Genomic DNA, 13127 nt, shown 5'->3' on the forward strand with positions numbered 1-13127 from the left:
TTTCGACAGTGGCTGACAACAAGACCGAAAACACCCTCTCCTCCGACGCGACCGAGGTGCGCGCCCAGAAGCTCAAGCTGCTGCGCGAGCAGATCGGCGATGTCTATCCGGCGCATTTTCACCGGAGCCTGACGAACGCCGAGCTTGCGACGAAATACGAGGGTCTGGAGCCCGATGTCGAGACGCAGGACATCGTCACCGTCGCCGGCCGGGTCTATTCCTCGCGTAACTCGGGCATGTTCATGGATATCCATGACGCCTCCGGCAAGATCCAGATCTTCTCGCACAAGGACGTCACCGGCGAGGAAGCCCGCGCCCTGCTGCCGATGATCGATATCGGCGACATCATCGGCGTCACCGGCATCGTGCGCCGCACCAAGCGCGGCGAGCTGACGATCAACGCCCAGAAGATCGAAATGTTGACGAAGTCGCTGCTGCCGATGCCCGAGAAGTGGCACGGTCTGTCCGACATCGAGCTGCGTTACCGCAAGCGCCATCTCGACATCATGACCAATGAGGATTCGAAGCTGCGCTTCCAGCAGCGCTCGAAGATCGTCTCCGGCATCCGCCGTTTCATGGAAAATGACGGCTTCATGGAAGTCGAGACGCCGATGCTGCATTCCGTCTATGGCGGCGCCACCGCCGAGCCGTTCAAGACGCATCACAACACGCTGAAGCTCGACATGTACCTGCGCATCGCGCCGGAACTGTTCCTGAAGCGCACGCTGGTCTCTGGCCTCACCGACAAAGTCTTCGAGATCAACCGCAACTTCCGCAACGAAGGCGTCTCCACTCGGCACAATCCCGAATTCACCATGATGGAGTGTTATTGGGCCTATGCCGATTACGAGGACATGATGGACCTCGTCGAGCGGCTGTTCGAGACCCTGGCGCTCTCCATTCATGGCACGACGGAATTCGATTTCACCGACAAGCGGCTCTCCTTCAAGGGGCCGTTCAAGCGCGTGCCGATGCCCGCTGCCGTCAAGGAAGCCACCGGCATCGATTTCCTGGCGATGAAGACCGACGAAGAAGCCCGTGATGCCGCCAAGGCTGCCGGTTTCGAAGTCGAGAAGGATTGGACCTGGGGCGAATGCCTCGCCTTCATCTTCGAGGAGAAGGTCGAAGCCACACTGATCCAACCCTCTCACGTCACGCATTTCCCGAAGGACATCTCACCCTTTGCAAAGGAAGTGCCGGGCGAGCCGCGACTTGTCGAACGCTTCGAGACCTATTGCAACGCCTGGGAACTCGGCAATGCCTTCTCGGAACTCAACGATCCCGAGGAACAGCGCCGCCGCATGGTCGAGCAGCTGGAACAGGCGCATGCCCGCGGCGAAAAGGAAAAGCAGCTGGACGACGAATTCCTCGATGCGATCGACCAGGGCATGCCGCCGGCCGGTGGCCTCGGCATCGGCGTCGATCGCTTGATCATGCTTCTGACCAACGCTCCGTCGATCCGCGACGTCATCCTCTTCCCGGCCCGCCGCAGCAAGGCCGACTAACAGGAAAGACGAAGACTGATCAAAGCGGAGTGCCGGTCGGCGCTCCGCTTTTTCATGTGCCTGTTCAGTGGACCTTGGCGGCTTCCGCTGGCGGCTCTTCGGCCGGCGCCTCGGCCACCACATCGGCGGCGTTGCCCTCGGCGGCAGGCGCCGCTTCGGTTTCGGCCGCCGGCGCTGCGCCATGAGCGCCGCCCTCAGCCTTCTTGCCCGTCTCCTCGTTCTTGGTCGAGGCGACGGCGACCGGATCGACGCAATCCTCCGGATCCTTGAAGCCAGCGCTGATCATCGCGATCTCATCGGCCGGCAGTTCGATACGCTCGCCGAAGAACAACCCATTTTCGCTGGCCTTGCCGTCATAGTAGCGTGCCGTATAGGGCTTGTCGTCGAGGCCGGGAACGGTCTTGTCGGGATGCGGGATGTAGACGACGTCGGCCCCGATCGCGCGGCCGCGTATATCGGCGCGCAGCGTCGGACCGTTCTCATCGAGCACCACCACCTGGACCAGATCCGGTTTCTGCGCGGCATAGACGGCCTGGGCGACCCGCAGCGCGGTCCGGACACGCGTCATGCCATCGGTCGGTTCGGTCTTGATGTATTTCCGCACCCAAACATGGTCCTGTTTCCTGATCGTCACCAGATTGACGTCGCTGCATTCGAGCCCGTACGCCCGGTGGGAGGCACCGATCAGCCTGTCCTTGCCGACATAGACGGCCGCGCCGCCGGAAACGCCCGCCAGAAGCGCGACTCCGCCGATGATGATTGCCAATTTCCGGGAAGGCCGGAATATGCGCAGTAAGGCCTTCACGCCAACTGCTCCGCCATCTCAAACTCCAACGCAGGACAGGTGCCGAGAATGCTAGGGAAATGACGTTTCCGAAAGTTTAAGTGAACAAGCCAAGCCCGCCCCATTTTGAAAAAGACCAAAAAAGGTCCACCTTTTTCAGCCGCTTGCCACCGCGCATCCCACCATGCTCTATACGCCCATGGCCTTCACGCTCCGCCAGATCCAATATTTCGTGGCCGTCGCCGAACAAGGTTCGGTGACACGCGCCGCGCAGAACCTGTCGATCTCGCAGTCCTCGGTGACGGAAGCGCTGAAGGAGCTGGAAACCGATCTTGGCGTCGAATTGTTCGAGCGCCATCCGCGCGGCCTGACGATCACCCACAACGGACATCAGTTCCTCCGGCACGCGACCAAGATTCTCGCCTCCGTCTCCGATGCGCGAACCAGCTTCGCCGGCCAGCGGAGTGCTCTCTCCGGCACGTTGAACATCGGCGTCACCTCGCTTGTCGCCGGCTACGTTCTCTCCGATCTGCTGGCGCGATACCGGCGCGCCTGTCCGGGCATCGAGGTCAGCGCCATCGAGGACAATGGCGGCTACCTCGAACATCTCCTGGTCGGCGGCGAACTCGATGTGGCGGTGATGGTGATATCCAATCTGCGCGACCGCATGGCGCTGCAGGCGGAAATCCTCGAAACCTCGCCCTATCGCCTCTGGCTGCCGATGGGCCATCCGCTGGTGTCGGCCGACATCATCTCCGTCGCCGATATCGCCCGCGAACCGCTGATCATGCTAACGGTCGACGAGATCGAGGAGAACACCGGCAAACTGCTCTCCGCACTCGGCGCCCGCCCGCATGTCGCCTTCCGCACTCGTTCGGTGGAAGCGGTGCGCAGCCTGGTGGCGACGGGCGCCGGGGTGGCGCTGCTTCCCGATCTCGTCTACCGACCGTGGTCGCTCGAAGGCGATCGCATCGAGAGCCGCGACGTCTCCGGCTCGCTGCCGGTCGTCCAGGTCGGCATGGTCTGGCGCAAGGGCTCCAGTCTGCCGCAGGCGGCGCGCGATTTCGTCGGCATTGCCGAAACCATGCGGTCCGGCCGGCTTCGTTGATATCGGATTTTCCGATATCGCCTTTCTGATAAATGAATTTGCGAAACCGGGCTTTTCGCGTCACCTTTTCAGCCGGGAACAAATTGCCACAGAAGTGGCACCAAACCGGGAGACGGATGATGACGAATCTCTTGAAATCCTGCACGGCAGCACTCGCCTGCCTGAGCTTCGCGACGCAGGTGGTCGCCGCTGAACCGCTGAAAGCCTTGGGCAAGGGCGAAGGCGCAGTCAGCATCGTCGCCTGGGCCGGCTATATCGAACGCGGCGAAACCGACAAGAACTACGATTGGGTCACCGGCTTCGAAAAAGAGACCGGCTGCAAAGTTTCCGTCAAAACAGCCGCTACCTCCGATGAAATGGTGTCGCTGATGAATGAGGGCGGTTTCGATCTCGTCACCGCATCCGGCGACGCATCGCTCCGCCTCATCGCCGGCAAGCGCGTCCAGCCGATCAATACCGATCTGATCCCGAGCTTCAAAAATGTCGACAAGCGCCTGCAGGACGGCCCGTGGTACACGGTCGGCGGCATGCATTACGGCGTGCCCTATCTCTGGGGACCGAACGTGCTAATGTACAATACCGATGCCTTCAAGGACAAGGCGCCGACCAGTTGGAACGTCGTCTTCGAGGAGCAGACCCTGCCCGACGGCAAGTCGAACAAGGGCCGCGTCCAGGCCTATGACGGCGCGATCTATATCGCCGATGCTGCCGTGTATCTGATGGCCCATAAGCCCGATCTCGGCATCAAGGACCCGTACGAACTGACCGAGGACCAGTACAAGACCGCCCTCGACCTGCTGCGCGGCCAGCGCAAGCTCGTCTCACGCTACTGGCACGACGCGATGATCCAGATCGACGACTTCAAGAACGAAGGCGTCGTCGCCTCCGGCTCCTGGCCCTTCCAGGTCAACCTGCTCCAGGCCGACAAGCAGAAGATCGCCTCCACCTTCCCGGATGAAGGCGTCACCGGCTGGGCCGACACGACCATGCTGCACGCCGACAGCGAACATCCGAACTGCGCCTATATGTGGATGGAACATTCGCTGCAGGCCAAGGTCCAGGGCGACGCCGCCGCCTGGTTCGGCGCCGTGCCCTCCGTTCCCGCCGCCTGCAAGGGCAACGAGCTGATGGGCGATACCGGCTGCGCCACCAACGGTTTCGATCACTTCGACAAGATCAAGTTCTGGAAAACCCCGGTCGCCAAATGCGCCACGCAGAGCGAATGCGTGCCCTATCACCGCTGGGTGTCGGATTACATCGGTGTGATCGGCGGGCGGTGAGCCAATTCCGCTCGTATCCGTAAGGTCCCCTCCCCAACCCCTCCCCACAAGGGGGAGGGACTAAGAGTGGCACCGGCCGAATCCTGCCGAAACACCAAGGTATTTGCGAAAGGGTGCGGCAGATTAAGCCCCTCCCCCTTGTGGGGAGGGGTTTGGGGCGGGGTCTTTATTGGCCAGGACCAAGCCCTCTCTAAACATGTAAGGCCCGGAGTCCCCCATGACGTCAGCCGTCCGTTTCCAACAGGTATCGCGCCATTTCGGCCAGGTTCGCGCCGTCGACGGCGTCGATCTGGAGATCGCGCCGGGCGAGTTCTTCGCCATGCTCGGGCCGTCCGGTTCCGGCAAGACGACGTGCCTCAGATTGATCGCCGGCTTCGAACAGCCGACATCAGGCCACATCCAGATTTTCGGCGAGACGGCCGACGGCGTTCCGCCATACCGCCGCAACGTCAACACCGTATTCCAGGACTACGCGCTCTTCCCGCATCTCAACATCCTCGACAACGTCGCTTATGGGCTGATGGTCAAGGGCATCGGCAAGGCAGAGCGGATGAAGGCTGCGAACGATGCCCTCGAACTCGTCAAGCTGCCGGGTTATGGCGCTCGCCGACCCGGCCAATTGTCCGGCGGTCAGCGGCAGCGCGTGGCGCTCGCCCGCGCCCTCGTCAACAAGCCGAAAGTGCTGCTGCTCGATGAGCCGCTCGGTGCGCTGGACCTGAAGCTGCGCGAGCAGATGCAGGAGGAATTGAAGAGCCTGCAGCGCACGCTCGGCATCACCTTCGTCTTCGTCACCCATGATCAGGGCGAAGCGCTGTCGATGGCCGATCGCGTCGCGGTCTTCAACAATGGCAATATCGTCCAGCACGGCACGCCGCAGGATATCTATCGTTGCCCGAAAACCCGCTTCGTCGCCGATTTCGTCGGCTCGTCCAATGTGATCGCGCCTGATCTGATGGCCGCGCTCGGCGGCGAGAAACGCTGGGCGAGCCTGCGCCCCGAGGCGATCCGGCTGGCAAGCGACGGCATCGAGGCGAAGGTCGAGCATGCGAGCTTCCTCGGCGCCGCCACCCGCCTCAGCGTCGACCTCAGGGGCTGCCGGCTGCATGTCACGCTGCCGGCAGGTACGCCTGTGCCGGATGTCGGCGACGGCATCCACCTCGCCTGGCAGGCAGCCGATATCCACTACATGGACGATGCGGCATGACGGCACTCATCATCTCCGATGGCAGGACATCGATCCTTCCCGGACGCAGCGGCGTCTTCGGCCGGCTGTCGGACGCCTTCTGGCGACACCCGAAGCTGCTGCTCTTCCTGATGCTGGCTCCGCCCCTGCTCTGGCTCGGCATCATCTATATCGGCTCGCTGATCGCCCTGCTTCTGCAGAGCTTCTTCTCGATCGACGATTTCTCCGGACTGGTAAATTACGAATTCACGCTCTCGACCTACGCCCAGCTTCTGAGCCCAACAAATTTCGACATCATCACCCGCACCGTCATGATGGCCGCGCTCGTCACCATCGCTTCTGCATTGATCGCCTTCCCGATCGCCTATTACGCGGCGCGTTATGCGCAGGGCAAATGGAAGGTGCTGTTCTATCTCGGCGTCATGCTGCCGCTCTGGTCGAGCTATCTCGTCAAGATCTACGCCTGGAAGCTGATCCTCGCCAAGGAAGGCATCCTGACCTGGATCTTCGAACAGCTGCATCTCTCCTGGCTTCTCGACGGCGTCCTGAACCTGCCGGTCGTCGGCGGCAATTCGCTTTCGGTGAGCTATCTCGGCACCTTCATCGTCTTCGTCTATATCTGGCTGCCCTACATGATCCTGCCGACGCAGGCGGCCCTCGAGCGTGTGCCACGCAACCTGATCGAGGCCTCAGCGGATCTCGGCGCCACGCCGCGCCAGACGTTCCGCACCGTGCTGCTGCCCCTGGCGCTGCCGGGCATCGTCGCCGGCTCGATCTTCACCTTCTCGCTGACACTGGGCGATTACATCATCCCGCAGATCATCGGCTCTTCCAGGCTGTTCATCGGCCAGGCCGTCTATGCGCAGCAGGGAACGGCCGGCAACGTGCCGCTGGCGGCCGCCTTCTCGGTCGTGCCGATCGTCATCATGGCGCTTTATCTGTCGCTTGCCAAAAGACTGGGGGCCTTCGATGCGCTCTGACCTCAAGACATCGCCGCTGCCGCTGAAGATCGCCGCCGCAGGCGGGCTGCTCTTCCTGCACCTGCCGATCCTGCTGATCTTCGTCTATGCCTTCACGACCGAGGAGAAGAGTTATCAGTGGCCGCCGCCCGGCCTGACACTGCAATGGTTCGCCATTGCCTGGAACCGGCCTGATGTCTGGTCGGCGCTCGGCCTCTCCGTGCAGGTCGCCGTCATCGCCACCGCGATCGCGCTCGTTCTCGGCACGCTTTGCGCGGCCGCCGTCAGCCAGACGAAATTCTTCGGCCGCGAGGCGATCTCGCTGCTGGTCATCCTGCCGATCGCGCTTCCCGGCATCATCACCGGCATTGCGCTGCGCTCCGCCTTCAGCCTCTTCGACATTCCGTTCTCGGTCTGGACCATCGTGCTCGGCCACGCCACTTTCTGCGTGGTGGTCGTCTACAACAACGCCGTCGCCCGCTTCCGCCGCACCTCCGGCTCGCTGATCGAAGCCTCGATGGACCTCGGCGCCGACGGCTTCCAGACCTTCCGCCATGTCATCCTGCCGAATATCGGCACCGCCCTGCTTGCCGGCGGCATGCTCGCTTTTGCCCTGTCCTTCGACGAGGTCATCGTCACCACCTTCACCGGCGGCCAGCAATCGACGCTGCCGATCTGGATGCTCGAAGAACTCATCCGCCCGCGCCAGCGCCCCGTCACCAATGTGGTCGCCATGGTCGTGGTGCTCGTCACCTTCCTGCCGATCCTGGCAGCCTATTACCTCACCCGCGACGGCGACCAGATCGCCGGCGCCGGCAAATAACAGGGAGAACATCATGGATACGCAAATGCTGATCGGGTCCCGTTTCGAAAAAGGCACGGAGACGGAAGAGCACATCCTGAACCCGAAGACCGGCGAGACGGTGATCGACCTTCCCGAAGCCTCGCTGTCTCAGGTCGATGCCGCCGTCGATGCCGCCGAAAAAGCCTTCAAGAGCTGGTCGCAGACGACACCGGGCGAGCGTTCCGGCTACCTTCTGAAGATCGCCGACGCCATCGAGAAGGATGCCGCCGGTTTCGCCGCGCTGGAAGCGCTGAACTGCGGCAAGCCGATCAATTCAGTGCTGAACGACGAAATCCCGGCGATCGTCGATTGTTATCGCTTCTTCGCGGGCGCGGTGCGCAACTTGCACGGACCGGCCGGGGGCGAATACCTGCCCGGCCACACCTCGATGATCCGCCGTGATCCGATCGGCATCGTCGGCTCGATCGCACCGTGGAACTATCCGTTGATGATGATGGCCTGGAAGCTGGCGCCGGCAATCGCCGGCGGCAATACCGTCGTCTTCAAGCCTTCGGAGCAGACGCCACTGACGGCGCTGAAGATGGCGAAGCTGCTTTCCGACATCCTTCCCGAAGGCGTCGTCAACGTCATCCTCGGCCGCGGCGAAAGCGTCGGCAATGCGCTGATCAACCATGCCAAGGTCAACATGGTCTCGATAACAGGCGATGTCGCCACCGGCAAGAAGGTGCTGCAGGCCGCCGCCAAGACCGTCAAGCGTACTCATCTGGAACTCGGCGGCAAGGCCCCGGTCATCGTCTTCGACGACGCCGATATCGATGCCGTTGTGTCAGGCATCCGCACCTTCGGCTATTACAATGCCGGTCAGGACTGCACCGCGGCCTGCCGCATCTATGCCGACGCCAAGGTCTACGACAATTTCGTTGCCGATCTCTCTTCGGCCGTCTCAAGCATCCGTTTCAACCAGGCCGACGACACCGAAAACGAGATCGGTCCGCTGATCTCCAGGCGCCAGCGTGACCGCGTCGAAAGCTTCGTCGCCCGCGCTTCCGAGCACAAGCACATGGAGATCACCACCGGCGGCAAGGTCTCCGGCGACAAAGGCTTCTTCTTCACGCCGACCGTCATATCGGGCGCCTTGCAGGACGACGAGATCGTCCGCCGCGAGGTCTTCGGCCCGGTCGTCTCCGTCACCCGCTTCTCCGACGCTGACGATGCCATCGCTTGGGCGAACGACAGCGATTACGGCCTCGCCTCCTCGGTCTGGACCAGGGATATCGGCCGCGGCATGAAGACCGCCGCCCGCCTGCAATATGGCTGCACCTGGATCAACACGCATTTCATGCTGGTCAACGAGATGCCGCATGGCGGCCTCAAGCAGTCGGGTTACGGCAAGGACATGTCCGTCTATGCGCTGGAGGATTATACTGCCGTTCGCCATGTGATGATCAATCACGGCTGACCGGCGAAAACGTCAAGGATATGGAAGCCACGCCGACAGCAGGAACATCGTCCAATTTCGCGCGACGTGGAACAATTTCCCGGTTGCCGCGTCTTTTCAGACAAACGCAAAGGATGATGTCATGCTGAAATGGGCTCTGATATTCTTCGTTATTTCCATCATCGCCGGCTTCTTTGGCTTCTCCGGCGTCTCCGCCGCCACCGCGACCATCGCCCGCGTGCTCTTCGGTATTGCGCTGGTGATCTTCCTGATCTTCCTGGTTCTGGCGCTGATGGCCGGTCAGGCGGTCTTGTAAACGGTTTCGGACGCCGCCTGAGATCGTCGCAATGCGGACGAATGTGTCACATCATGGCCCTCAGCCAGGGATGATTGCCTGTTGTCCGCCTTTTCAACAGATTGTCGACCGATATCGAACCCGCTCCGGAAGCGGCGAGGACGAACATGCCGCCGGCAATCGCCAGGTCCTTCTCGAAATGCAAGAATTCGTTTTGGCTGGTAAAGTTCGTATGAAAGAGCAAGGCGGTCGCCAGGCAGAAGAGCGCCAGCGCCGTGGCACCCAGCCGACCGAGGAAACCCGCCGCAACGGAAATGCCGGCGCCGATTTGAAGAGCGATGGTGGCCAAAGCTATCGGCGCCGACAGCCCTAAGTTCGCGAAGGTGTCGATGGTCGACGCGAGATCTGCCGCAAGAGACGAGCCTTCGTGCAGAAAAATCAGCGCCAGCAGAAGCCTGCCCAGAAGCAGAACGAGGTCGGCTGATCGGAACCTGCTTGCGACGCTTTTCATCATACCCTCCGCTTTGCAGAGCAGGTGGACCGGTCGTGTGGCCCCTGCGTTAATTCCGTCCCGTCTCCCGGTGTTACGGGCTGGATCCTCCCGGTCGCCGGCTACGGCGCATTATAACAGGCTTGCACCGACATTGATCGCCAGCGCCAGGATCGTCGTGTTGAACAGGAACGACAGCACGGCATGCAGCAGTGTTAGCTTGCGCATGCTGGTCGAACTGACCGCGACATCCGCCGTCTGTGCGGCAACACCGATAGTGAAGGAGAAATAGAGGAAGTCCCAATATCCGGGTTCGTCGATCCCGTCGGGGAATTCCAGGCCGCCCTCATCGTCCGCCCCGCCGTAGAAATAGTGGGCATAGTGGATGGTGAAGAGCGTGTGCAGGAAGACCCAGGAAATCAGGATCGTCAGCACCGCGCCACCTGCCCGGGCGAGCGCGACGTCGGGCGTCGCCTCCTTGATCGAATGAAGCTCGAGACCGATGCCGGCGATGCTCGCAAGCGCCGCGCCGATCGAAAGAGCCAGCAAGACCGTGTCCGAAAAATCGAGGTCCTCAGCGCGTTTCCGGATGCTCTCGACCGTCGCCCGCAGCATCTTGCGCCAGCTGAGCGCGATGAAGACGCCGGCGCTGGCGTTCCATCCGAACAGCACGTTGCGGGCGCTGACGTCCCGCGAGGTCACCGCCAGGAAGACAGCCAAGCCAGCAAGGGCGGCGACGATGAAGCTTGCATGTCGGGAGGAAAGCACCGCCAGAGACGTTGTCCGTTCCTCCTCCATCTTCGCCTCCGGCCGCACAGGCCTTTGATAACAGCATGAAAAAGGCGCGGTTGCCAGTAGGCCACCGCGCCTGCGATCCTTTGCCGTAACCTATCAGGCGGCGGCGAGCTGCAATTCCTTTTGCACCATGGTGCGCAGCGTCCCCAGGTCCTTGGCGAAAGCGCGGATGCCTTCGGCGAGCTTTTCCGTCGCCATTGCGTCTTCGTTCATCATCCAGCGGAAGGTCTTTTCGTCGACGGCGATTTTTGCGGCCGGCTTGACCGTTTCAGGCGACAGCTTGCGCTCGAGCTTGCCCTGGTCGTTCGACAGCTCGTCGAGCAGGTTCGGAGCGATGGTCAGGCGGTCGCAACCGGCCAGCGCTTCGATTTCGCCGGTGTTGCGGAAGGAAGCGCCCATGACGACCGTCTTGACGTCGTTGGCTTTGTAGTAGTTGTAGATGTCGCGGACGGACAGGACGCCCGGATCTTCCTCGGCAGTGAAATCCTTGCCAGTCGACTTCTTGTACCAGTCGAGGATACGGCCGACGAACGGCGAAATCAGGAAAACCTTGGCATCGGCGCAGGCGATCGCCTGCGCCTTTGAGAAGAGCAGCGTCAGATTGCAGTCGATTCCTTCCTTCTGCAGGATTTCGGCTGCGCGAATGCCTTCCCAGGTGGAGGCCAGCTTGATGAGAATACGGTCTTTCTCGATGCCGCGTTCCTTGTAGGCGGCAATGATGCTGCGTGCCTTGTTCAGCGATGCTTCGGTATCGAAGGACAGGTCGGCATCGACTTCCGTCGAAACGCGGCCGGGAACGAGCTTAACCAGGGCAGCGCCGACGGAGATGGCAAGGCGGTCGGCAACGGCTGCAGCGGCAACATTTGCATCGCCGCCGAGCTTCTTGCCCCAGGCGATCGCCTCCTTCATGTCGTCGGCGAACATTTCGGTGCCGAGCGCTTTGAGAACGATGGATGGATTGGTCGTGCAGTCGACCGGCTTCAGGCGGGCGACAGCCTGGACATCGCCGGTATCGGCGACGACGGTGGTTATCTCGCGGAGTTGGTCAAGCTTTGATGTCATGGTTTGTAATCCTTATTGAATTCAGAACGGACCGGCGCGACTTCCGCCCGGCAAAGAGATGATTAGGGACAGATGTTTTGCATGCTGCGGGCGAATACACGCGCTTCCGTCACGGATGATTCATAAACGTGAGGGACAGTCGACGTGTTCCGACCGCGTGCAAACTGCTGCTCGGACGCAAGCAATACCGCCTGCGGCGCAAAGGCCGGTCGTGACTTTCGGCATGCCCGCACTATGTCCTCCTCGGACGGACAGGGACGACTTTGTGTCGCGAGGACTATCGCCGTTCGCGCAAGGAAAAGTCAAGGACATTTGTGCATTCCGATTGACATAAGTGTCACACCCGTCATTATCCCGGCTACAAGCGCACAGGCGCAGCCTTTCGTCCCACCAGGGATCCAGGCAAAAATCCTGCGGGAGGAGACGTGGTCAAGCTCAAACGCGGCACCCATACCGCCTATTCCGAGGCATCCTCGCTGCGGCTGAGGGCTGCATGGCTCTATTACAATGAGGGTCTGACCCAGAAAGACGTCGCCGAACAGCTCGGCATCAGCCGGACGACGGTGATCCGCCTGCTCGACGAGTCGATGAAACGCAGCGAAGTCCAGATCTGGATCAACGGTTCGATCGGCGATTGCGTCGAACTTTCGGTCAAGCTGGAGCATGCCTATGGCCTCGACGAGGCGATCGTCGTGCCTGCGCCGGTTCACTGCGATGTCGATTCGTTGGCAAAGAACGTCGGTTTGGCGCTTGGCCAGTTCCTCTCCGAAGCCATTCCCGACGACTATACGATCGGTGTCGGCTGGGGTCGCACCATGACCGCCTCGCTGGCGAGCTTCCGGCCGCCACGCCGCGCCAATTGTAAGGTCGTCTCGCTGCTCGGCGGCATCGTTGCCGTGCACCAGACGAATCCGATCGATTACACTTGGCGGCTGGCAAATCAGCTCGGCGCCGAATGCTACATGTTCCTGGCACCGCTTCTGGTCGATTCCATCGAAACCAAACGCAATCTGATCGACAAATGCGGGTTGGACACGATCTACCGTCTCGCCGAGAACCTCGATCTCGCGATCGTCAGCTGCGGTGATATCGGGCCGCACTCGACCTCGCTATCGGAAGGCTGGATCTCGAAAGCCGAGCTGCAGGAACTGATCAATGCAGGCTGCGTCTGCGACACCATGTTCAATTTCCTCGACAAGGACGGCAATTCGGTCGATCACTCGATCAACCAGCGCGTGATGTCCGTCGACCTCGATATGTTGAAAGAGGCCAAGCACATCGTGCTTTCCTCCGGCGGCGCCCACCGGGCCACCGCCATCCGCGCCACGATCAAGCGCATCGGCTGCAACACGCTGATCACCGATGAAGGTGCCGCGCAAGCATTGCTTGATCTGGCCGAACAGGCCTGAAGCGCGCCGTGATC

13 protein-coding genes are annotated in these 13127 nt (G+C 61.5%); 9 read left to right on the plus strand and 4 right to left on the minus strand.

Annotated elements, in window-relative coordinates; genetic code table 11:
- The first annotated feature begins 8 nt into the window (after positions 1-8).
- Positions 9-1505 carry a lysine--tRNA ligase gene (gene lysS / locus QWJ46_RS10895; RefSeq protein ID WP_302751140.1) on the plus strand — a complete coding sequence of 499 codons (1497 nt, stop codon included), beginning with the start codon at positions 9-11 and terminating at the stop codon, positions 1503-1505.
- A gap of 64 nt (positions 1506-1569) precedes the next feature.
- Here lysS and QWJ46_RS10900 read toward each other — a convergent pair whose 3' ends face one another.
- Positions 1570-2310, minus strand: a complete 741-nt coding sequence (locus tag QWJ46_RS10900) for a hypothetical protein (RefSeq protein ID WP_302751141.1) — start codon at positions 2308-2310, stop codon at positions 1570-1572.
- Between the two features lie 178 nt (positions 2311-2488).
- Here QWJ46_RS10900 and QWJ46_RS10905 point away from each other — a divergent pair, with 178 nt between their 5' ends.
- The 7 genes from QWJ46_RS10905 to QWJ46_RS10935 all read left to right on the plus strand — a co-directional run bounded on the left by QWJ46_RS10905 (position 2489) and on the right by QWJ46_RS10935 (position 9378).
- Positions 2489-3397, plus strand: a complete 909-nt coding sequence (locus QWJ46_RS10905; protein WP_184455137.1) for a LysR family transcriptional regulator — start codon at positions 2489-2491, stop codon at positions 3395-3397.
- 119 nt (positions 3398-3516) lie between these two features.
- A complete protein-coding gene (locus QWJ46_RS10910; protein WP_302751179.1) occupies positions 3517-4677 on the plus strand; it encodes an ABC transporter substrate-binding protein in 1161 nt (386 codons plus the stop codon).
- A 217-nt stretch (positions 4678-4894) separates the two neighbouring features.
- Positions 4895-5881: an ABC transporter ATP-binding protein gene (locus tag QWJ46_RS10915; RefSeq protein WP_184454913.1), complete on the plus strand. Its 987-nt coding sequence runs from the start codon at positions 4895-4897 to the stop codon at positions 5879-5881.
- On the plus strand, positions 5878-6840 hold the full coding sequence (locus QWJ46_RS10920; RefSeq protein WP_184454912.1) for an ABC transporter permease: 963 nt from the start codon (positions 5878-5880) through the stop codon (positions 6838-6840). The genes QWJ46_RS10915 and QWJ46_RS10920 overlap by 4 nt, the downstream gene beginning before the upstream one ends.
- Positions 6830-7642: an ABC transporter permease gene (locus tag QWJ46_RS10925; protein WP_184454911.1), complete on the plus strand. Its 813-nt coding sequence runs from the start codon at positions 6830-6832 to the stop codon at positions 7640-7642. The genes QWJ46_RS10920 and QWJ46_RS10925 overlap by 11 nt, the downstream gene beginning before the upstream one ends.
- A gap of 13 nt (positions 7643-7655) precedes the next feature.
- Positions 7656-9083 (plus strand): gamma-aminobutyraldehyde dehydrogenase, encoded by a 1428-nt coding sequence (locus tag QWJ46_RS10930; RefSeq protein ID WP_302751143.1) that lies wholly within the window; start codon positions 7656-7658, stop codon positions 9081-9083.
- 121 nt (positions 9084-9204) lie between these two features.
- The gene (locus QWJ46_RS10935; protein ID WP_004678026.1) at positions 9205-9378 is read left to right on the plus strand and encodes a DUF1328 domain-containing protein; all 174 of its coding nucleotides are present in this window, start codon (positions 9205-9207) and stop codon (positions 9376-9378) included.
- 46 nt (positions 9379-9424) lie between these two features.
- Here the strand turns inward: QWJ46_RS10935 and QWJ46_RS10940 are convergent, their stop codons facing one another.
- The 3 genes from QWJ46_RS10940 to tal form a co-directional block, all read right to left on the minus strand.
- Positions 9425-9871 (minus strand): DoxX family protein, encoded by a 447-nt coding sequence (locus QWJ46_RS10940; RefSeq protein WP_302751144.1) that lies wholly within the window; start codon positions 9869-9871, stop codon positions 9425-9427.
- Positions 9872-9979: 108 nt separating this feature from the next.
- Entirely contained in the window at positions 9980-10645 is a 666-nt protein-coding gene (locus QWJ46_RS10945) for a DUF1345 domain-containing protein (RefSeq protein ID WP_302751145.1), read from the minus strand.
- A 93-nt stretch (positions 10646-10738) separates the two neighbouring features.
- A complete protein-coding gene (gene tal / locus QWJ46_RS10950; protein WP_302751146.1) occupies positions 10739-11704 on the minus strand; it encodes a transaldolase in 966 nt (321 codons plus the stop codon).
- A 425-nt stretch (positions 11705-12129) separates the two neighbouring features.
- Between tal and QWJ46_RS10955 the strand changes: the two genes are divergently transcribed.
- Positions 12130-13113, plus strand: a complete 984-nt coding sequence (locus tag QWJ46_RS10955; protein ID WP_302751147.1) for a sugar-binding transcriptional regulator — start codon at positions 12130-12132, stop codon at positions 13111-13113.
- The last annotated feature ends 14 nt before the right edge of the window (positions 13114-13127 follow it).

Origin of the sequence: Rhizobium sp. CBN3, from assembly GCF_030518245.1 — a bacterium.
In the GTDB taxonomy this organism is placed as follows: Bacteria; Pseudomonadota; Alphaproteobacteria; order Rhizobiales; family Rhizobiaceae; genus Rhizobium; species Rhizobium aethiopicum_A.

Coding starts and splice junctions, on each gene's coding strand:
- QWJ46_RS10925 (WP_184454911.1), top strand. CDS start 6,830: ATGCGCTCTGACCTCAAGACATCGCCGCTGCCGCTGAAGATCGCCGCC.
- tal (WP_302751146.1), bottom strand. CDS start 11,704: ATGACATCAAAGCTTGACCAACTCCGCGAGATAACCACCGTCGTCGCC.
- QWJ46_RS10945 (WP_302751145.1), bottom strand. CDS start 10,645: ATGGAGGAGGAACGGACAACGTCTCTGGCGGTGCTTTCCTCCCGACAT.
- QWJ46_RS10910 (WP_302751179.1), top strand. CDS start 3,517: ATGACGAATCTCTTGAAATCCTGCACGGCAGCACTCGCCTGCCTGAGC.
- QWJ46_RS10930 (WP_302751143.1), top strand. CDS start 7,656: ATGGATACGCAAATGCTGATCGGGTCCCGTTTCGAAAAAGGCACGGAG.
- QWJ46_RS10905 (WP_184455137.1), top strand. CDS start 2,489: ATGGCCTTCACGCTCCGCCAGATCCAATATTTCGTGGCCGTCGCCGAA.
- QWJ46_RS10940 (WP_302751144.1), bottom strand. CDS start 9,871: ATGATGAAAAGCGTCGCAAGCAGGTTCCGATCAGCCGACCTCGTTCTG.
- QWJ46_RS10920 (WP_184454912.1), top strand. CDS start 5,878: ATGACGGCACTCATCATCTCCGATGGCAGGACATCGATCCTTCCCGGA.
- QWJ46_RS10935 (WP_004678026.1), top strand. CDS start 9,205: ATGCTGAAATGGGCTCTGATATTCTTCGTTATTTCCATCATCGCCGGC.
- QWJ46_RS10915 (WP_184454913.1), top strand. CDS start 4,895: ATGACGTCAGCCGTCCGTTTCCAACAGGTATCGCGCCATTTCGGCCAG.